Here is a 20,436-nt window from a genome sequence, read left to right as displayed (position 1 = left end):
CGGGACGGTTGCGGAGAAGCGCGCCGTGCTGTGCGGGCCGGTCTTCGATCGAAGCACCCGGGGATAGCTCCTCCCGGGGGCCACTACCGAGGACCGGCGGCGGCTTGGTGCGCCTCTCCTCGTTCGTCTTACGCGATACGCCGTACCCATCTCGGTGAGGACGTATCACGCTGTGTCGCATCTTGCGTTGTGCTACCACACTACAAAGCAGGGGTGACACTCCGCACGTACAGCAAAGGGAGCGGTTCCCTTTTCCTGCCGGGAACCGCTCCCCTCACGGCGTCTTACTTGGCGCCCGCCGCACCGCGGCGGATGCCGAGGCGGTCGACCAGCGCACGGAAGCGCTGGATGTCCTTCTTCGCCAGGTACTGCAGGAGGCGGCGACGCTGACCCACCAGGATCAGCAGGCCACGACGCGAGTGGTGGTCGTGCTTGTGGGTCTTGAGGTGCTCGGTCAGGTCCGAGATGCGGCGCGAGAGCATGGCGACCTGGACCTCGGGGGAGCCGGTGTCGCCCTCCTTCTGGCCGAACTCGGTGATGATCTGCTTCTTCGTAGCGGCGTCGAGCGGCACGCGTACTCCTCATTGGTCTGTGAAATGGCCACCGAGTGCCCCCGGTCTGCTTCTCGGGGGAGCTTCCGTGACTCGGAAGGCGGGGATCCGCTGGGCGCGGCCTCCAGGGCGAGGGATCGCTCCGGAGGTGCGTACACAAACGGCCGTCGACCAGGGTAGCAGGCGGTGGGGGGAGGGTTCGCCGGGCGCCCTGACGCTGCCTGGAGCACAGGCGCCGGACGGACGCGTGCGTCCCTGCCACCGCCCGGCACAGTGTCTCAGGTCAGCCGGTCATGGCGCGGACGTCGGTGAGGACGCCCAGGACGGCCAGGCACAGCGGGACCAGGGTGAGCAGCACGGCCCCCTCCGCCAGGTCGAGGCACCGGCCCCAGAACGGGGACAGGCCCTTGCGCGGAACGACGAGCCCGATCGCGGTGACCAGCGCGGCGCCCGCCGCGACGGCCGCGGTCAGCCAGACCGTGCGCGCCTCGAGCGCCCCGCGGTCGTCGTGCAGCACGAACTCGGTCAGGGCGTCCGCCGGCGGGTTCAGAGCCAGGCCGAGCAGCAGCAGCGCGATCGCCGCGATGCCCGCCACCAGCACGCACACCACCTGTGAGGTGTAGCGGAACAGCCGGGCCCGGATCAGCATGGCCAGCCCGGCCGCCAAGGCCAGCAGCTGCCCCCACAGGTCGTCCGAGAAGCCCAGGACCGCGGCGGAGGCGATGACGACGGCCGCTGTGCCGCCGACGAGTCCCAGCAGCATCTCGTGCCCCCGCCGGGCCTGTGCCGCGATCCGCTCGGCGTCCAGCGGCTCGTCGTCGGGGCCGTGCCCGGGTTCCGGGTCGAAGTCGTCCTGTGCCGCCGAGCGGGGTGGGGCGTAGCCGATGGGCAGGCGCGCGAACCGGGCGGACATGCCGGGCAGGAAGGCGACCAGGCCGATCGCGGCGGGGGCGCACACCGCGGCGGTCGCCGTGGCCGAGGCGCCGGCGAGGACGGCTACGAACGTGGCCAGCGTCCCCACCGCCGCGACGAAGGTGGCCGCCACGAAGGGCGCGTCCGAGGCCGGGGACAGTGCGGCCAGCACCGCGGACGCCACCAGCACGGTCACGCAGCCCAGCATGAACTGGAGCCTGCCCGGCCCGTGACCGGCCTGCGGGCCGACGATGCCGGAGCCGGCGATCATCAGCAGCGGCAGCGCCGACAGGCCCAGGGCAACCGCCGAGGCCCGGTCCGCGTAGACCCGCGCGCGGACGCCCGCGAACGCGGTGAGGAGCAGGCCGATACCGCCGGCGAGGATGCCGGGCAGCCCGTTCATGTCGTGGTGCACCGGGTCGGCGTGCCAGAGGACGAAGCCGGTCAGCAGCACCAGCAGTGCGCCGCCGGCCAGCCCGGCGGCGCGCAGCAGGTCGTCGCTCCACAGGTGGCGGTCACGGACCACGGCCGAGGCGACGGCGTCCGAGACGTCGTCGTGGACGGCCGGGGGCAGCGACTCGGCGAAGGGGCGAAGGCTCAGCACCTCACCGTCCAGGACGCGCTCGTCGGCCAGGGTGCGCGCTCCGTCCAGCACCCTGCCGTCCCGGCGGACCAGGTGATAGCCCGTCGGGGTGCCGGCGGGCTGGGTCTGCCCCGTCAGACGCAGGATCTCCGGGTAGACCTCGGCCACGGCGAGGTCCGTCGGCAGCGCCACGTCGATGCGGCTGTCGGGCGCGACGACGGTGACTCGGCAGAACCCTGTTGCCGTGGTCGTACTCACCTTCACTGACCCCCTGCTTCGCGGATGCGTACGCTGCGGTGCGTCACCCTACCGACAAGCGCCGTCGGTCGTGCCGAGTAGGATCACCGGGCAGCGCGGGACGGCCGGTACCACGGGGGTGCCGGTGCGCAATGGCCCGTCGGAGCAGGGGGATCGGCCTCGGTGAGCCAGATCGTCGTCAAGCGTCCGCCCCGTGCCCTCCCACCCGAAGTGCCCTCGGAAGAACTGCGACTGGAAGCTCCTCCCGAGTTGCCGCGCGGGCAGCAGGAGGGCGTGCTGATGCAGGTGCTGCCGACGCTCGGCATGGGCTCTTCGGTCGTGTTCTACTTCGCGTCGCCCAACGCCCACCCGTTCATGCGGATCATGGGCGTGGTCATGCTGGTGTCGACGGCCGCCATGGTGGTCGCCCAGATCGTCCGCTACCGCCGGGGTACGCAAGGGCAAATGGCCGATGTGCGGCGGGACTACCTCCGTTACCTCGCCCAGACCCGCCGCCGGATCCGGCGGACCGCGCTGCGGCAGCGCGACGCCCAGCTGTATCTGCACCCCGCTCCCGACCAGTTGTGGGCGGTGGTCGCCGAGGGGAGCCGGGTGTGGGAGCGGCGCGTCGGTGACGACGACTTCGGGCAGGTGCGGCTCGGCCTGGGACCGCAGCAACTGGCCACGCCCCTGGTCGCGCCGGACACCGCGCCGGTGGACGAACTCGAGCCGTTGTGCGCGGGGGCCATGCAGCGGTTCCTCACCGTGCACGGCCAGTTGGACGCCCTGCCGGTGGCTGTGTCGCTGCGCGCCTTCTACCACGTCACGGTGTCCGGTGAGCCGGAGTGCGCCCGCTCCACGGCCCGCGCGCTGTTGGCGCAGGCGGTCACCCTGCACTCCCCCGACGACCTGCTGGTGGCCGTGGTGGCCGCGCCCGGAGCGGTGGACCGCTGGGACTGGACCAAGTGGCTGCCGCACAGCCAGGTGGCCGGGCAGGTGGACGGGGCGGGCACGCGGCGGCTGTTCGGCGACGACCTCGGCGAGCTGGAGGCGCTGCTCGCCCCCCGGTTGGAGGGGCGTCCGAGGTTCAGCAGGGAGGGCCGCCCGCTCCTGGACCGACCGCACGTGCTGGTGGTGCTGGACGGCGGCATGGTGCCGCCGACCTCGGCCTTCGCCGCCGCGGAGGGCCTGCAGGGCGTCACGGTGGTGGAAGTGGTCGCCGGTGAACTGGACCAGCCGCGCGGTGACCTCTCCGTCGTCGTGCGCCCGGACCGTCTGTGGCTGGACTCCGGCGGCGGTGTCGCCTACGAGGGCACACCGGACGGGATGCCGCCGACCGCCGCCGAGGCGCTGGCCCGCCAACTCGCGCCCCTGCGCATGGGCGGCGGTGACGACGACGAACCCCTGCTGTCCAACCTGGACTTCACCGACCTGCTCGGGCTCGGCGACGCCGCCTCCGTGGACGTCCGGCGCACCTGGCGCCCCCGCTCGACGCCCGAGCGGCTGCGGGTGCCGATCGGGGTCGGCGAGGACGGCCGGCCCGTGATGCTGGACCTGAAGGAGGCCGCACAGGACGGCATGGGACCGCACGGGCTGTGCGTGGGCGCCACGGGTTCCGGCAAGTCGGAGCTCCTGCGCACTCTCGTCCTGGGACTGGCGGTCACGCACTCCTCCGAGACGCTCAACTTCGTGCTGGCGGACTTCAAGGGCGGCGCGACCTTCGCCGGTATGGCGCAGATGCCGCACGTCGCCGCGGTCATCACCAACCTGGCCGACGACCTGACGCTGGTCGACCGCATGGGCGACGCCATCCGCGGCGAACTGCAGCGCCGGCAGGAGCTGTTGCGGTCGGCCGGCAACTACGCGAACCTCCACGACTACGAGAGGGCGCGCGCCGCGGGCGCCCCGCTCGAACCGCTGGCGTCACTCGTCCTGGTGATCGACGAGTTCAGCGAACTGCTCACCGCCAAGCCCGACTTCATCGACATGTTCATCCAGATCGGCCGCATCGGCCGGTCCTTGGGCGTCCACCTGCTGCTGGCCTCCCAGCGGCTGGAGGAGGGCCGGCTGCGCGGCCTGGACACCTATCTGTCGTACCGCATCGGCCTGCGTACGTTCTCGGCCGCCGAGTCCCGTGCCGCGCTGGGCGTTCCGGACGCGTACCACCTGCCGTCCGTGCCCGGCTCCGGCTATCTCAAGTTCGGCACGGACGAGATGGTGCGGTTCAAGGCCGCCTACGTGTCCGGCGTCTACCGCACCGGTGGGCCGGAGGCCCCGGCCGGCAGGCTGCCCGTGGAGCGGCGGCCCGCGCTGTTCACGGCCGCGCCCGTGCCGGTGACGTACGCCGCCCCCGGCCCGGGGCGGGATCCGCAGCCGCGCGGGGAGGACGACGCCCTCGCCGACACCGTGCTGGACGTGATCGTGCAACGTCTGGAGGGGCAGGGCGTACCGGCGCACCAGGTGTGGCTGCCGCCGCTGGAGCGGGCCCCGGCGCTGAACGACCTGCTGCCCGCCCTGGCCGTGACCGGCGAACGCGGCGCGCACGCCGCGGAGTACACGCGGCTCGGCGGACTGACGGTCCCGCTGGGACTGATCGACAAGCCCTACGAGCAGCGGCGGGACGTCCTGTACCAGGACTTCTCGGGTGCGGCCGGGCACATGATGGTGGTGGGCGGCCCCCAGTCGGGCAAGTCCACCCTGCTGCGCACGCTGATCTCCTCGTTCGCGCTCACCCACACGCCCCACGAAGTGCAGTTCTACTGCCTGGACTTCGGCGGTGGCGGCCTCACCGCGGTGAACGACCTGCCGCACGTCGGCGGGGTGGCGTCCCGGCTCGATCCCGAACGCGTGCGGCGGACGGTCGCCGAGGTCGCGGGCGTCCTCCACCGGCGCGAGCGGTTCTTCCGCAGCAACGGCATCGACTCCATCGCCACCTACCGGCGCCGCCGCGCGGCCGGTGAACTGCCCGGAGAGGTCTGGGGCGACGTCTTCCTCGTGGTCGACGGCTGGGGCGCGTTCCGCAACGACTACGAAGGGCTGGAGGGCGTCGTCCACGACATCGCCGGGCGGGGCCTGGGCTACGGCGTGCACGTCGTACTGTCCGCCTCCCGCTACATGGAGGTGCGCGCGGCCCTGAAGGACCAGATCCTGGGCCGGCTGGAGCTGCGGCTGGGCGACGCCATGGACTCCGAGTTCGACCGCAAGGTCGCGCTGAACGTGCCCGCGGGCGTGCCGGGACGCGGTCAGGTCCCGCAGAAGCTGCACTTCATGACCGCCCTGCCGCGCATCGACTCGCTCTCCGAGGTCGACACCCTCCCCGAGGCCACGGCTCAGCTCGTGCGGACGGTGAGCGGCGGCTGGCAGGGCCCGCCCGCCCCCGCGGTGCGGCTGCTGCCGCGCAAGCTGCCCGCCGACCAGTTGCCCAAGGGGTTCGAGTTCCCGCAGCACGGCATCGCCATCGGCATCGACGAGGCCTCCCTGGAACCGGTTTTCGTCGACTTCGACACCGACCCGTTCCTGCTCGTCTTCGGTGACAGCGAGTCGGGCAAGACCAACCTGCTGCGGCTGATCGCCAAGCAGATCGCCGAGCGCTACACCCCGGCCGAGGCGCGCATCGTGGTCGGCGACTACCGGCGCACCATGCTGGAGGCGGTCTCGGAGGAACACCTGCTGGAGTACGCGCCCATGGCGTCGGCCATGCAGGTGCACATGGACGCCATCGGCCAGTTCATGGAACGGCGCGCCCCCAAGCCGGACATCACCCCCCAGCAGTTGCGGGACCGCAGCTGGTGGAGCGGCCCCCAGCTCTTCGTCGTCGTCGACGACTACGAACTCGTCGCTGCGGGCTCCGGCAACCCGATGGCCCACCTCGTGGAGCACCTGCCGTTCGCCCGTGACGTGGGCGTCAGGTTCATCGTCGCGCGCAGCTCGGCGGGCGCCTCGCGGGCCATGTACGAGTCCTTCCTGCAGCGGCTGAAGGAGCTCGGTGCGCAGGGCGTGATCCTTTCGGGTGATCCGAGCGAGGGTGACATCCTGGGCAACGTACGGGCGCGGCCCATGCCTCCCGGGCGTGGCGTGTTCGTGTCACGCAAGCGCGGGACGCCGCTGATTCAGGTGGGCTTGCTTCCGCAACGGCACTAGGGTGATCGGGTCCGGGCGCTGACACGGGGGTGTTCGGAAGGAACGGGGAGGTTGCCGAGGTGAGTTCGCACGGGGGCGGCGGCGCGCCGGACACGGGCAGGGCGTTCGACACGTTGTCGGGAGTGAATCCCGCGATGGCGCTGGACATCCAGCACAAGGCCATGGCGGGCTTCAAGAAGCGCGTCGACGACCTGCTGCGGGAGCTGGACGAGTCGGAGGCGGCACCGGCGAGGGTCGGCCAGGACCGTCTCCCACGCGCCCAGTTGGGTTCCGCGGAGTTCAAGGAAGCACAGTTCCTCTACGACTCATACGCCATCGTCCACGACGAACTGGAGAGGCTGTCCAAGGCCTTGGGCACGCAGATCGAGAGCATGGGGCTGGCGGTGCACGCCTCACGGGTGGGCTACGAGAACCTCGACGCGGACATCAAGGCGCGGATGAGGGCGGTCAACGCGGAGGCGGAGAAGTACTACGTGGCGGGCCGGGACCCGTACGCGGAGCGGCCGGCCGGTACGACGGATGCGACCGGTGCGACCGGGACGGGCGGCGCGGGTGGCGCGGCCGGTACGCCGGAGCCCTCCGCCGCCGAGGGGGGAGAGTACTGATGGCCGGGCAGACAGGCCGCGGAACGCCGCAGCCGGGGCGTACGGACTTCGAGTCCATGACGCACGAGCAGCTGGCGGCGCTGCTGGAGTCGGCCAGTTCCGCGGGCGCGTCCCAGCTCGTGACGAAGCTCGCCAAGGCCTCGTCAACGATCACGAAGATCGGCGACGACCTCATGACGTACGTCAAGGGACTCGAATGGCAGGGCGAGGGCGGCGACGCCTTCCGCGACTGGGGCGGGCAGAGCGCGGCCGCGACTCTGCGTCTGGGCCAGTACGCAGAGGTCGCCTCCCGCTGGATGGCGACGGTGGCCCAGGCGGTGGCGGAGGCGAAGGCGGCCATGCCTGCCACGTCCGAGACCACCCGGGCCAAGGCGGACCTGGCCGACGCACGGAAGGCCTTCGCCACGACGCAGGAGCCGGGCGCACGGAACGACCCCGACGCGCGCAAGCTCGCGCAGACGGCCCAGTCCGACGCGGCGGCGGCACAGCAGCGCATGGAGGCGGCGCGGGCGGAGGCGATCCAGCAGCTGCGGAAGCTGGCGCAGACGTATGAGTATTCGGCGCAGCAGGTGAATGGGGTGGAGCCACCTACATTTTCGCCGCCGGCTCGTCACCTGGATGCGGAACGTTGGCGGACCCCGGAGCAGCAGGCTATCGCCGTGCCTAGAGACCTGCCGGCACATAAATCCTCCACTGGTTACGGTACTTTCCGAGGTCACTCTGGAGCATCCGCTGCATCGCCAACGGAAAGCTACGTGGCCTCGAGCGGAAGCCGCCCTTCGAGTGAGGCCGTCGCCATGGAGATCGATGGCGTGACCACCGTTCCTGATAGCCGGTCTCAGGCATCGGCCTTGGCGCCCCAGCAGCTGCCTGCCGCTGGTCCGCGTCCCGGAGACGGGCCCTTGCCTCAGCCGGTTGTTGTCACGCCCGCTGCGCCCAGCCGTAGTGGTTTCCCGAGTTCGTACAAACCTCAGTCGATCGCGCCAGCCGTTCGACCGCCCATTCCGAGTCAGGTGACTCCAGGTGGAGGGCAGCCGCGCGGACCCGGAAGCCTTGGAATCGTCGGTGGACGCCCTGTAGTTCCTGGCGCCGGAAAACCGTCCCTCAGTATCCCACGAGGAACTGTGATCGGTTCCGACCAGGAACGCGCTCCGCAGAGTCATGGACCTGTAGGACGCGTCCCCTCAGGGGCAGCCTCGCCAGCTGCGGGTTCCACAGGGCCGAGTGGCACGGGTGGCTCCCGACGTCTCGCATCCGAACCGGGTGGTGTGCTCGGCAGTCAATCGGGTCAGCCGAACCGCGTCCGCCCGCGAGCATTCACGCCGGGCGGTACAGGGCTCGTACGACAGCCCGGTTCCGGCCCCTCATCGCGTGATTCAGTGCCCACACGTCTCAGGACCGGCGCGCCGCCTGCCACCTCACACGCCCCTAGCGGGGACAGCACTCAGGATTGTCGGGGGCGTCCGGACTACCTCACAGAAGAGGAAGAGACCTGGGCTCGCCACGAACGTCGGGCAATTCCGCCTGTCGTCGACTGAGCTTGTCACAAACCTCGTCATCCAGGAAAGGCACATGCTCACCTACAGCAGGCTCAAGGCAAGGGCTCTTTTGACGGCTGGGGCTACCTGCGGCCTATTGCTGGTGTGCGTTGCCGCAACACCCGCCCAAGCTCAATCGATCCGTTCGATGCAGTGGCACCTCGACGTGATGCGCGCAGAGGAGATGTGGAAGACCAGCACTGGCAAGGGCGTGACGGTGGCTGTCATCGACTCCGGCGTAGATGACAGCCTCACCGACCTTTCTGGCCAAGTCCTTGACGGCAAGGACTACTCTGGCCAGCGAGGGGACGAACACACCGACATCGCGAACCATGGAACGTCCATGGCTTCCCTGATCGCTGCGACGGGAGCGCGCGGAGCGGAGGCAGGCTCGTATGGCCTCGCGCCGGGCGCCAAGATTCTGCCGATTCGGATGCGTTACGCCACGGAGGACTACGGCCAGGTCGACAATAAAGCGCAGTACTCGCGCATCCTGACGAAGGCCATTCGGTACGCTGCGAACACCAAGGCTCAGGTCATCAACATCTCCATGGGCAGTTCGAACGCACCTGGCAGAAAGAATATCGGCACCGAAGAGCTGGAAGCGGCAGTCAGATATGCGATCAACAAGGGGAAACTGATCTTTGCCGCCGTTGGCAACACTGGGGACGGTTCCAACCTTGTGGAGTATCCGGCGGCAACCCCGGGCGTTGTGGGCGTCGGGGCGGCAGACAAGCACGGCAAGGTATTGCATCAGTCGCAACGCGGCCCTGAAGTCGATCTCACTGCGCCCGGTGGCGACATCGTCAATGCCTGCGCCGGGGCCACACAGATCTGTAAAGGCAGCGGTACGAGCGCTTCTGCAGCACTGGCTTCGGCTTCCGCCGCACTTATTTGGTCCCAGCACCCTGATTGGACCAACCACCAAGTCCTCCGAGTCATGTTGAACACCGCGGGTAAGTCCAAGAACGGAACTGAGCGCACTGACGCCCTTGGTTACGGGATCGTCCGTCCCCGCATTGCGCTCAAAAACCCGGGAGATCCGGGTCCGGCAGACGAGTACCCCCTGCCCGACCTTGCGGTAGGTGCCTCTGCATCGCCGTCATCCAAGCCAACTGAGACCGCTGGCGCTAGCCATGACGAGCCGCCTACCAACCGAGAAGAGCCAGTGGCACGCGCAGCGGCCGACACCGGCCCCCGGTGGGTGGCTATGGGCGTGGCAGCCGCAGCCCTCTTCGCTGCCGGCATGGCCGTGCCCCTGCTACGAGGTCGGTATCGACGGTCGAGCCCAGCTCCGTCGGCCCCACCCCTCCCACCGCCCTACCCTCCCAGTACGCCACTGCAGTGGCATCCGACTTACAGCCCGCCGACCGGGCACAGCTCACCGCCGCCCGAAGCAGGCCCCAAGCCGGGTCGCGAGCGCTAAGGCCGACCAATCTGAGCATAGGGAATCGACGTGTCATTCGATGAGATGTGGGGCCAAGCACGTAGCAGCGCCCTCGCACGGCAGCAGAGCAGCACACGCTTGAATCAGTTGCCCGCCTCCGGTGGCGGTGGCACCGGCACCGGCACCAGCCACTACACGGTGACATCCTCCGATCTGAGGGCTGTAGGCAACGAGGCGCAAGAGCTCTACCACGGCTTCGAAACGGACGCCTTCTACGCCGGGGCTCAGACAGACAGCGCCGCGACCAGTCTGGACGAGGATGGCTTCAAAACCGGCTCTGCGCTGTGGACCGCGTGGGACACCTGGCGTTCTCAGGCAGAAGCCCTATTGAGCGCATGCGCCCACATTCATAATCACCTGGAAGACACGGTCTCTACGCACAGCAAGCACGAGGAAGTCCTCGTGACAAATCTGTCCGTCGAACAGATCACCAAGCACTTCAAGTAGGTCTGCCCTATGTTGAACTTCGAGAAGCTCCTCAACGCCCGTCTAAGCGTCCTGAAGGCCGCCGTCGACGACTGGAACGAAACCGTCACGAAGCTCAACAAGCTGGAGGAGCAGGTCACCAGGCATCTGCTGGGGAAGGCCAACAAGGCGGATTGGGCTGGGGAAAATGCAGGCGTCACTCTTCCGTTTGTGAGGAGGACCGCGCAGGAGTTCGGCGATGCAGCTAAGGAGGCTCAAAGCCTACGGAATATTCTCCGCGACGCGCTAGCTGAGTTCGATGCGGCACAGAAGACCATTCGAGGTGTTGCCGACACCGCAAAGGGCAAGGGGCTTCGCATCACTCCGGACGGGAATGTCGAGTACCTCATTCACCCGGATCGCCGAAGCAAGGACTCGAGCGAGCCACTGCCCTCCGAAGCGGACTTTGCGGAGGCGCGAAGCCGAATCAAGACAGCACTCGCTAAAGCCAACGAAGCGGACGAAATCGCTTCCAGAGCTTTGCGAATGCTGGTTGGCAAGGATAAGCATAATTTCGCCGGCATCGAATACGACTCCCTCAAAGAGGCAGGAAAGGCGCAGGACGCCCAGGACGCGGAGGCTGCTGCAAAAATCGTCGCTAAGGGAGACGATGCATCTCCGGCCGATATCGCGCGCTTGAATAAGTACCTCACGGACAACGAAGGTGATAAGCATTTCGCCGCATCTTTCGCCCTCGAAGTAGGAGTCAGAGGGACGCTTAATTACTGGGTCGATCTCGGTGATTCCAGTGATGGCTCACGACTTGCCGCTGACCATGCGGACAAATTGAAAGAACTCCAGAAGAACTGGAGCCTGACACTAGCAGCCGCGACACACTCACACAGTCCAGCGATGGAGCAGTGGAAAACCGAGGCAATCAAATCCGGTGACGAAATTGTACGAAGCCGGGGCACCTCGGCCTACGGTTTCCAGGTGATGAGTAATCTCATGCGCCATGGAAACTTTGACGCTAAGTTTCTACGGGACTACGGGAACGCCGTTATGGTCACCGAGAACAGGATGACACGCGGCGGATCCATAAAGGCGAGCCAACTGTGGGACGCAAATCTTGCTGTAGCTCCACGCCTCAATTGGGACGGAAAGGACTTGGGGCGAGACCCAGCTACAGGATTCATGGAGGCATTGGGGCACAACCCGAAGGCCTCGACGCAGTTCTTCAACAGCAAGATCGACCTAACGCCTGAGAGCCCGGATAACGGCAAGAAGCTGGATGCATTCAAATACTTCACGCAGGATCGAGGTTGGCTCGAAGACGCCTTTACGGACGGCCGCAGCAACAAATACGGCTACGACAGCCTTGGGCATGCACTCGAGTCGGCTACGACAGGCCGGCCCTACGACGCAAGCACCGACGGGCGAGGGGATGTCCGTAGCGACGAGAACGCAAAAGTGATGCAGAAGGTGGTGAATTTCTACGGCAGCGATCCCAAGCACATGCATGAGCAAGGGATCGCCGACAGTCTAGCCAGGATAGGAAGCGCCTACATCGACGAGTTCAACCGGTCTTTGGAACAAGAGAACCCGGGAGTCGAGAGGGAAGTTGGTAACTCTCCATTTGGCGCCAATAGGGAAGGCCACTCGCGCTTCGGTGAAGCCTATGACGATGATCTACTTTTCACACGGGGGGACGCCATTGATTTCATGAGTATCGTTTCACAAGATGAGACTGGCCACGCGCAGCTATCCGCAGCTCAGGGCCTTTACACGACCAGCGTGATCGATGCTTCGGCTCCCCGGCCCGACACCGAAGAGATCAAGGCCACAGATCTCACTGACGCAAAGACCGCGTTGCGCGTCGGCGCAGAGGCACATGGCATCTTTGACAATTCTCGCATGGGCCAGATCGACAAAAACTTCGACAAGGAAACGGAAGAGTACAACAAGCAGGTAGCCAACACCACTGAGTGGATCAAATTCGGAACGGGCATGGTCATCGGTGGCGGCGTAGCGGCAGCTACCGGTGGCCTTGCACCCGCTGCGGTTTTGGCGCCGTTGGCCGCTGAGTACGCGGGGGGCGCAGTGGAGACCTACCTCGGTACGCAGATCGACAGTCTTGCCGAGAAATACGCCAAAGAAGATCGAGACCTCGCCAAGGAGAAGTCGGACGACCTCCGCGACGAGGCGTTGCTCATGGGCAAGGCGAATGCACTCGCGCCGGGCGACGCTTACGCGGATGCGCCTGGTTGGAGCGAGAAGAATAGCAACTACGTACGAGAGGAATTCACCAAGTACGTCAAGGATTCTCGAATTCATGCTATTGAAGATCCGCTCCCTGACCCCTACGAGAAAGACTGACAGTGAAGATTCCCTCTCGCGCTATCGTTCTCGCCGTCGTTCTAGCTTCTGGGTCGGGCGCCTGCTCTACTGCTCAGTCCGATGAAGAGACTGGCAAAGCATCCTTCTCCGCATCCAGGGTGTGTGGTGGTTTTGCGAACCGATCAGCCGTTGCTCAAGCCTTGCGCGCAGCCACAGCTGTTGACCGATTCAGTGATGCACGCTCGAAGCCAGAACAAACGCTGCAGTCATTGACAAACGCAGACGGTAAGGTTTCCGGCGCAGAGCTGCTTGGCTCCCCGTACTGTCGACTTCAAGATGGTGATAGCGGGGATGAGGTCCTTACCATCAGCTTTCGGCAGGCGCTGACTGTCGATAAGGCTGACCCTGAGGACGAGAGGCATTTCACCTTTTTCCAAACAGGGCTCTCCGCTCTCGCTTCGGAGCATACTGCTGGGATCTACTTCAACTGCCGCATGAATGATTCCAGAAAGGAAATCATCATTCACGGGGACTTGGAGCTCGAAAAGAGCGCTCGCATCTCCAACGAGAAGCTCACCAATGCCAATATGCAATTGCTGAACGCTGCAGCCAGTAAGGTTTCAGTCGAGCTTGGGTGTCGTGGATCCAGTATCACTTCGAGTATGCCGACGGAAGGCTCTTGACGGGTGGTCTTAGTCGGAACCTCTTAGCACTCCGTCCTAGCACCCCCATGTCGACGAGGGCGGCACGACAGAGGCTCGGCCACCTCTTGCGTCCTCGATAAGTCCAGCTGGCACATCGCGCCCGCCTTACACCCTCAGCACGGCCTCAACGGCCGGCCCGAACTGTGCTGCACACCTTGGACGAGCCTTAGACGCGGATGGCGTTCGTGGATCGGGTCTCGGGAACCAGGAAGTCGTTGATCGTGGCGCTGAGCGCGGAGACGATCATGGCGGCGTCGTCGGCGACAGCCCAAGCCTCGGCGCCACTTGTCGAGGAAGTCGTTGCGTCAAAGATCGCACACGCGCTCGGTCCGACGCCACGCGGACCTGTACGCCGGGGCGTGGTCGAGCGGACCTCCGCGGAAGGGGCGGCAGCCCGAAGCCCGCTCGCCCCTCCCCGTTCGGCGCGATGCGCCCTGTGTCAGCTCATCAGCATGCGGAAGCGGGCCGCGTTGCCCTTGTCCGTGTCCTGGTAGCCGAGGACCGAGTCGTCCAGGAGCTGGGCGATGCGGGCCAGCTTCTGGCACATCTGGTCCATCTCCGTGGCGCTGCTGCGCTGGATCTCGCCGTAGGCGGTCTTCGCCTCGCCCTCCCAGGTCTCGGCGACGGCCTTGACCTTGCGCATCAGGGTTTCGAGCCCTTCGTTCAGCTCGCGCGCGGTCTTGCGGACGTCGATCGCGGCCTGGGTAACCGTGTCGTAATTGACGGCGGTGCGGTCGTAGTTGACGCTCATGGTGCGTACTCCTCGGTGGCGTTGGGCGCGCGGGTCAGGCGAGGTCGGTGATGCGGCTGGAGACCTGGTAGGAGTTGTCCACCCTGCGGATCTCCGAGACGCGCGACTGCTCGTGCTCGCTGAAGCCCTTGACGCTCATCCGCATGACGTCCTCGAGGTCGACGAGGTTGTCCTGGAGCTTCTTCAGGTGCTGGTTCACCCCGCGCTGCACGGCGTCGAACTCCTTGCCGGCTGCGCCCTGCCAGCCCGCCTGGATCATGTCCACCACGGTGTTGAGCGAGGTCACGCGGCTGCTCACGTCCCGGTGGAAGTCACGGATCTTGTCTGCGAGGTCTGTCAGATCCTGGTCGCTGTAATCGACGCTCATGGTCTCTTGCCCTCCTGTAGAAACACCGCCTGGCGGGCAAGAGTCGCTCCGAACCCCGCGCGACGCGTGGTCGCAGCGTCGCACCGCCCCCGTGCTGTACCACACATGTGGCACCCGGGAGCACTCTAGTCACTCGGTTCGAGGGTTCCAACTGCAAAGCGGCTCAGGGCCAGTTCGTGGCCAGTATGGTGACTGGCGATCGTTGATGAGCAGTCGAAGGGATCTCCGCCATGGCCGGTGTGCCGGACGAGGACGTCAAAGCACGCAAAGAGCGGGAGCGGGACGAGCTGTACGGGCTCGACATCTCGGGTGTGGAGTGGCATTGCGCTCCGGGAACGGAGGAGCACGAGGAACGCGTGGAGATCGCCTATCTCCCCAACGGAGCCGTGGCCATGCGCTCGTCGCTCGACCCGGGCACCGTGCTGCGGTACACGGAGGCCGAGTGGCGGGCCTTCGTGCTGGGGGCCCGCGACGGGGAGTTCGACCTGGAGCCGGCGCCCGGCGGAGGGGTCAGCGCCTCCTGACACCCGCTCGGTCCTGTCCGACCGGCCCGTCCCTCGCGCGCCCGTGCGTCACGGGCCGCCGCGGCGACGTCGGCGCAGGTCGCGCAGGACGACGGCTGAGCCCGTGACGATGAGGACCAGGGTCACGGCCGCGCCCAGGGCGTAGGTGGCGTACCGCTCGTCGCGTTCCGCCGGGGTTTCGGCCAGGGAGAACGGTGCCACGTCCGGCGCCTCGGCCCTGGCCATTCCCGGGTCGGGGGCCGGGGACGACGGCGGGTGGGCGAGGTCGGACTCCTGGACCGCGCGGACGGGGTCGACGACGCCCCAGCCGACGAAGTCGTCACGGCCGTTGACGGACCGCTCGGCCGTCCGCTCGATCTGCGTGACGATCTGCGCCGGTGTCCATTTCGGGTGCTTCTCCCTCAGCAGGGCCGCCACCCCGGCGACGAACGGCGCCGAGAAGCTCGTACCGCTGTCGGTGCACTGCCCGCCACCGGGGACGGTGGAGACGATGTCGACGCCCGGTGCGGCGACACCGACGAAGCTGCCGGTCTGGGAGAAAGCCGCGCGTTCGTTGTTCCGGTCCGAGGACGCCACGGCGAGGACGCCGTCGAAGGCGGCCGGGTACGTCTCCTTGGGCTTGCCGTCCAGGCCGTCGTTGCCCGCGGACGCGACCACGACCACGCCCGCCTCGATGGCCCTGTGCACGGCCTGCGCCAGCTCGGAGTCGCCGGACAACGGCTTGGTGGTGTCCTGGGAGATGTTGATGACGTCGGCCTCCTGGGCGACCGCGTGGGCGATGGCCTTGGCCATCGAGGCCGAGTCGCCGTTGCTGTCGGCGTCGTTCTGCCGGATGGGGATGATGGTGGCCGCCGGGGCGAGGCCGACGAAGCCGGTGCCCTCGGCCGGACGTGCGGCGATGATGCCGGCCACCTTGGTGCCGTGCCCCACCTCGTCCTTGGTCGGGTCTCCGCCCTTGTCCAGCAGGTCGCGCCCGGCCGCCTTGTCGACGGCGCCGGCCAGCTGCCGGTTCCCGTCGTCGACTCCGGTGTCGATGACGGCGACCCGCATGTCCTTGCCCCTCTCGGTGCCCTCCCACAGCTCGTCGAGCAGCACGCGTTGCAACGACCAGGGACGCGCCTTGAACTCCTGCTTGCTGGGGAACGTGCACGCACCGCTGCCCGTCAGCCTGGTGGGCTCCCGGAGCCCGTCATGCGCGGGTGCGACGGGGTCGGGGGTGGGTGTGCAGCCGCTCAGGGCGGTCAGCGCGAGCGCCGCGGTGAGCAGCGCGGTCTTCGTGGGCCGCACCGGTTCGGAACTCCTGTTCTTCGGTGTCCGGCAGGAGGGCACGCCGTAGGGGCGGGACGCCACGGGTCACGAACCCTGCGGCTGGCGGGCGCTGTTGGTGTCGAGCCGCGGGCCCTTGGCCAGGAACTCCGACCACACCAGCGGCACCCTGGCGGGCCGGACGTTCTGGTAACCGAGTTTGACCTGGGCCTCACTCGGCTCCGGGCTTCCGTCCGACGGCCTGCGGTCACCGTCGGCACCGATCTTGGACTTGTCCGCGTCGCTGTCGCCGTTGGCCTGGACGGCGTAGCGCAGACCCGTGTCGGTGAGGAGGAAGAGCGCGCCCGAGTCGGTGGCGGAACCCTGGATCTGTGTGTAGAGCAGGCCTGTTCCGGGCGTGGCGTAGGTGCTGGTGCCGTCCGACGTGATCCGGGCCGGGTAGTCCCGGCCCGCCCAGGTGCTCAGCGTGGTGCCGCCGTCCTGGCCCACCGCGCGCAGGACGCTGCACACGGTGTCGCGGCCGTTGCCGGTGGCGGAGTTGACCTGGTGGAGGCGGCGGTCCGGCCAGTTCGCGCGCTGGCCCGCGAAGGGCTCGGGGTCGGCCGTGAAGTCCTGGAGGCCGACGCTGCGGGCCTTGCCGTTCATGTCGAGCCGGGCGGTCTCGGGTGAGTTGATCAGCAGCCAGGCGGTGAACTCGCTGACGGGCTGTACCTTGCCCGGCAGGACGACGTAGAACCTCGCCCCCTCGCCCGTCTCGGCCTCCAGCACCATTCCGACGCGGTTCTCCTCGTCCGACAGGGCGCCCGGGACGTTCGCGGGGGAACCGACACCTGCGGGCAGCCGCGGGAAGGCGATCGCGTCGCCCGCGTGCAGGGTCGCCAGCCACTCCTTGGTGACGAGCTGCGGCTCCCGCGACCCGACGAGCGTCTCGGTGAGCGGGTCGGACTCGGTGCCCGTGACGGGGTAGGCGCTTCCCCCGGAGGCGACCAGGTAGCGCTCGCCGGTCCGGGTCTTCACGTACAGCGCGTCCCCACCGGTCAGCCGGTTGCGGCCGTCCGTCTTCACCGCCTCCCCGGACGCCAGGACGAACGTCGCCTCCTGGACGGTGTCGCCCTTGCCGCCGGGCTGTTCGCAGACCGCCCAGCGCTTGGCCTTGCCGGCCTCCTCCGGCGAGGGCAGCCGGTCGGGTGCGTACGGGATGCCGAGGATGGGTCCCCGCGGTGGCTTGCCGGAGTCGAGGATGCCGTCGCTCACCTGGATGACCTGGTAGCTCGCGTCGTTCATGAGCAGCCGGGCGGACGCCAGGTTCAGGACGGGGTGCAGCCGGGTGGTGCCGTCCGTCTTCAGGACGACGTACCGGGTGGTCGACTGCTTGCCCACGATCACCCTGGTACCGGGCTTGTCCCAGCCGGAGGGCGCGGTGGGCCGGAACATGCCCCAGGCTCCGAAGACCGCCAGGGTCAGGACACCGGCGACCAGGCTCGGCACGACCGCTCTCAGCGGTTTCGGAGCTCCCTCCTCCGTACCGGTCGGGGAGGGCTGGAGGAAGGCCGCCAGCAGACGCCGCTTCGCGAACGTGTAGGCGTTGAGCTCGTCCCGCCGTGATGCCATCAGTGACCGTCTCTCCCCGTGTCGGTCCCGGAGGTCGTCGCCCCCGCCCTGCGCTGTCAGACCGGCCCCCTACTATGCCTGGTGATCGCGCGGGCCGTCGGAGCGGGTACCGTGGCCGGACCGTCAAGAGCCCGGCGCGGTGCCGTCATTGCTGCCGACGCGAGGAAAACGGGGGACTCGGGGATGGCTTCCACGACACGGGTGCGCGCGCGTGGCCGCGGGCGCACCCAGGCTTCCCCGGCGGCGGGCGCGGCGCCCGATCCGGGCGCTTCCGCGACGGTGACGTCCGCTTCCGCGCCCGCAGCGCCACAGCTCCGTCTGCGCCGCGGCCTCGGGGGTTCGTCCCGCCTGCAACGGGTCGTACTGGTCGAACTGGCCGCCGCGGTCCTCCTGGTCGGCCGGGTCGTCGGCACCGCGGGGCTGGTGGTGGCCGCCGTGCTCGCAGCGGGACTGCTGGCGCTCGCCTTCGTACGCCGTCGCGGCCGCTCCGTGCCCGACTGGTGCGCCACCGCGTGGGCGCTGCGGAACCGGCAGAAGCGTGCAGCCGTCCTGGAGATACCGCCGGGGACGGAGCCCGGCCTGGTGCCGGCGCTGGAGTGCGAACCGGCCCTGCGCACCGGCTCGTACGGCGTGCGCGACCGGCGTCCGGTCGGAACCGTCGGGGACGGCACGTTCGTGACGGCGGTCGTGCAGGTGGAGGCCGCCCCCTCCGCCCTGCGTGCCGAGCGGGGCCGTCAGCCGCTGCCGCTGGGACTGGTCCGCGACGCCCTGGAGGTGGACGGGATCAAGCTGGAGTCGGCGCAGGTCGTGCTGCACACCCAGCCCGCTCCCGCACTGCACCTGCCCCAGCAGTCGGTGGCCGTGGCCAACTACGCACCGCTGCAGGCGCAGACGGGCACTCCCGCGGTCCGCATCACGTGGATCGCGCTGAAGCTCGATCCCGAGCTGTGCCCGGAGGCCGTGGCCGCGCGCGGGGGCGGGGTGACGGGGGCGCAGCGGTGTGTCGTCCGCGCGGCCCATCACCTGGCGAGCCGGCTGACGGGTGCCGGCTTCCGTGTCACCGTGCTGGACGAGGGCGAACTGGTCGCGGCGCTGGCCACGTCCGTGTGTGCCAACCCGCTGGTCACCGCGGAGGCGGGACGGGCCGAGGTGCGTCAGCGGCGCACTCGGGAGTCGCCGCGCAACTGGCGCTGCGACAACCGCCGGCACACCACGTACTGGGTCCGCTCCTGGCCGCGGCTCTCGGGAGCCGATGGCCACACGCTGCCGCAGTTCGTCGCTCGGCTCACGGCCGTGCCCGCGCTCGCCACGACCTTCAGCCTCACCCTGGTGAACAGCGACGGCAAGGACCTGTCACTGGCTGGACACGTACGAGTGACGGGCCGCAGCGACGACGAACTCGTGGCCGCGCGGCGGGCGTTGGAGGAGGCCGCGCGGGGTGCCGGCGCGGGACTGGCCAGACTGGACCGTGAGCAGTTGCCCGGCGTGCTCGCCACGCTCCCCCTCGGAGGTGCCCGGTGACGTACCCCACGCCGGCGCCTGCCGGCACGCCGACGCCCGCCGACGCGCCGGCGTCCGCGGGGATGCCGGCATCCGCCGGTTCGCCGTCGCCTGTCGAGCCGCCACCCGCCGGTGCGGCGGCGCCGACCGGCGTCACGGGGGGTGTGCGCGCCGTCGCCGGTTCGCCGAACCGGCCCGGCGGCGCGCCCTCGGCGACGGGCCGGGTCGTCGACCGCCTGCGCAAGGGCTTCGGACTGGCCGGGCCCCGACACGGGCGGCACACGATCGGCGCGGAGCACTTGGACGCGCTCGCCCTGCCCCTCGGGGACGACGGTGTGGTCGCCGGCGTGGACGGTGCGGGAGAGCCGGCGGTCCTGGGGGTCAACCGGCCGACGCCGTACGACGTGGTGCTGATCGGTGGCCTGTGGACCGCGCAGGTGCTGGCGCTGCGGGCCACGGCGACCGGCGCTCACGTCGCCGTGGAGACGGGCCGTCCGCAGGCGTGGCAGCAGATGGTGCACGCCATGGGCGGTGCGCAGAACGGCCTCTCCGTGCACGACGTGGGGCGGGTTCCGCCGCAGGGCGCCTCCGCCGGCACCCCGGTGCTGGTGGTCCGCGACTGCGGCATGCGTCCTCCGCGCGGACGGGTCGTCTCCGGCCCGTGGCAGTCGGTGCTGACGCTCCTGCCGTACCTGAGCCCGGTGGCACCCCGGCTGCTGCGGCAGGCGCGGCTCGTCGGCGTCCAGAGAGTCTCCCCCGACGAGGCGGCCGAACTGGGCCGCAGCATGGCCCTCACGCGCGAGCAGGTCGAGTCCCTGCCCACCCTCGCCGACGGAATGACCCTCTGGTGTGCCGACCGGGATCGCCGCTACGTACTGACCCGTCCGACGGATGCGGAGATCGGGTTGCTGGGAACGCCGCGGCGGATGGACTGAGGGGGCCGGTCCCGGTCGAGGTG

Annotated in this window: 15 protein-coding genes; 9 read left to right on the top strand and 6 right to left on the bottom strand. The window is 68.6% G+C overall.

What is annotated here, in order from left to right:
- Positions 1-284: 284 nt before the first annotated feature.
- Both rpsO and eccD read right to left on the bottom strand, forming a co-directional pair.
- Positions 285-572 carry a 30S ribosomal protein S15 gene (gene rpsO / locus Q5694_RS30560; RefSeq protein ID WP_003993372.1) on the bottom strand — a complete coding sequence of 96 codons (288 nt, stop codon included), beginning with the start codon at positions 570-572 and terminating at the stop codon, positions 285-287.
- Positions 573-834: 262 nt separating this feature from the next.
- A complete protein-coding gene (eccD, locus tag Q5694_RS30555; protein WP_333936729.1) occupies positions 835-2,304 on the bottom strand; it encodes a type VII secretion integral membrane protein EccD in 1,470 nt (489 codons plus the stop codon).
- 162 nt (positions 2,305-2,466) lie between these two features.
- Between eccD and eccCa the strand changes: the two genes are divergently transcribed.
- The 6 genes from eccCa to Q5694_RS30525 all read left to right on the top strand — a co-directional run bounded on the left by eccCa (position 2,467) and on the right by Q5694_RS30525 (position 13,438).
- Positions 2,467-6,423 (top strand): type VII secretion protein EccCa, encoded by a 3,957-nt coding sequence (gene eccCa, locus Q5694_RS30550; RefSeq protein ID WP_333936728.1) that lies wholly within the window; start codon positions 2,467-2,469, stop codon positions 6,421-6,423.
- A gap of 59 nt (positions 6,424-6,482) precedes the next feature.
- Positions 6,483-7,028, top strand: a complete 546-nt coding sequence (locus tag Q5694_RS30545; RefSeq protein WP_333936727.1) for a hypothetical protein — start codon at positions 6,483-6,485, stop codon at positions 7,026-7,028.
- Positions 7,029-8,600: 1,572 nt separating this feature from the next.
- Positions 8,601-9,992 carry a type VII secretion-associated serine protease mycosin gene (gene mycP / locus Q5694_RS30540; RefSeq protein ID WP_333936726.1) on the top strand — a complete coding sequence of 464 codons (1,392 nt, stop codon included), beginning with the start codon at positions 8,601-8,603 and terminating at the stop codon, positions 9,990-9,992.
- Between the two features lie 30 nt (positions 9,993-10,022).
- The gene (locus tag Q5694_RS30535) at positions 10,023-10,460 is read left to right on the top strand and encodes a hypothetical protein (RefSeq protein WP_333936725.1); all 438 of its coding nucleotides are present in this window, start codon (positions 10,023-10,025) and stop codon (positions 10,458-10,460) included.
- Positions 10,461-10,469: 9 nt separating this feature from the next.
- On the top strand, positions 10,470-12,794 hold the full coding sequence (locus tag Q5694_RS30530; protein ID WP_333936724.1) for a hypothetical protein: 2,325 nt from the start codon (positions 10,470-10,472) through the stop codon (positions 12,792-12,794).
- A 2-nt stretch (positions 12,795-12,796) separates the two neighbouring features.
- Positions 12,797-13,438, top strand: a complete 642-nt coding sequence (locus Q5694_RS30525; protein WP_333936723.1) for a hypothetical protein — start codon at positions 12,797-12,799, stop codon at positions 13,436-13,438.
- 460 nt (positions 13,439-13,898) lie between these two features.
- On the opposite strand, the gene Q5694_RS30520 is transcribed toward Q5694_RS30525, so the two are convergent.
- The gene (locus Q5694_RS30520; protein ID WP_333936722.1) at positions 13,899-14,210 is read right to left on the bottom strand and encodes a WXG100 family type VII secretion target; all 312 of its coding nucleotides are present in this window, start codon (positions 14,208-14,210) and stop codon (positions 13,899-13,901) included.
- 34 nt (positions 14,211-14,244) lie between these two features.
- A complete protein-coding gene (locus Q5694_RS30515; protein ID WP_333936721.1) occupies positions 14,245-14,577 on the bottom strand; it encodes a WXG100 family type VII secretion target in 333 nt (110 codons plus the stop codon).
- 230 nt (positions 14,578-14,807) lie between these two features.
- On the opposite strand from Q5694_RS30515, the gene Q5694_RS30510 reads away from it, so the two are divergent.
- The gene (locus tag Q5694_RS30510) at positions 14,808-15,101 is read left to right on the top strand and encodes a DUF397 domain-containing protein (protein WP_333936720.1); all 294 of its coding nucleotides are present in this window, start codon (positions 14,808-14,810) and stop codon (positions 15,099-15,101) included.
- 48 nt (positions 15,102-15,149) lie between these two features.
- Here the strand turns inward: Q5694_RS30510 and mycP (Q5694_RS30505) are convergent, their stop codons facing one another.
- Positions 15,150-16,388, bottom strand: a complete 1,239-nt coding sequence (gene mycP, locus Q5694_RS30505; protein WP_333936719.1) for a type VII secretion-associated serine protease mycosin — start codon at positions 16,386-16,388, stop codon at positions 15,150-15,152.
- A gap of 66 nt (positions 16,389-16,454) precedes the next feature.
- Positions 16,455-17,978 carry a type VII secretion protein EccB gene (gene eccB, locus Q5694_RS30500; RefSeq protein WP_333936718.1) on the bottom strand — a complete coding sequence of 508 codons (1,524 nt, stop codon included), beginning with the start codon at positions 17,976-17,978 and terminating at the stop codon, positions 16,455-16,457.
- Between the two features lie 183 nt (positions 17,979-18,161).
- Between eccB and eccE the strand changes: the two genes are divergently transcribed.
- Together eccE and Q5694_RS30490 are read left to right on the top strand one after the other, a co-directional pair.
- Complete coding sequence (gene eccE / locus Q5694_RS30495) at positions 18,162-19,499, top strand: type VII secretion protein EccE (RefSeq protein WP_333936717.1); 1,338 nt, start codon at positions 18,162-18,164, stop codon at positions 19,497-19,499.
- A 62-nt stretch (positions 19,500-19,561) separates the two neighbouring features.
- A complete protein-coding gene (locus Q5694_RS30490; RefSeq protein ID WP_443040975.1) occupies positions 19,562-20,413 on the top strand; it encodes a hypothetical protein in 852 nt (283 codons plus the stop codon).
- Positions 20,414-20,436: the final 23 nt, after the last annotated feature.

Source organism: Streptomyces sp. AHA2 (genome assembly GCF_036857595.1).
Taxonomy (GTDB): domain Bacteria; phylum Actinomycetota; class Actinomycetes; order Streptomycetales; family Streptomycetaceae; genus Streptomyces.
This window is presented reverse-complemented; position numbering and strand designations above follow the sequence as displayed.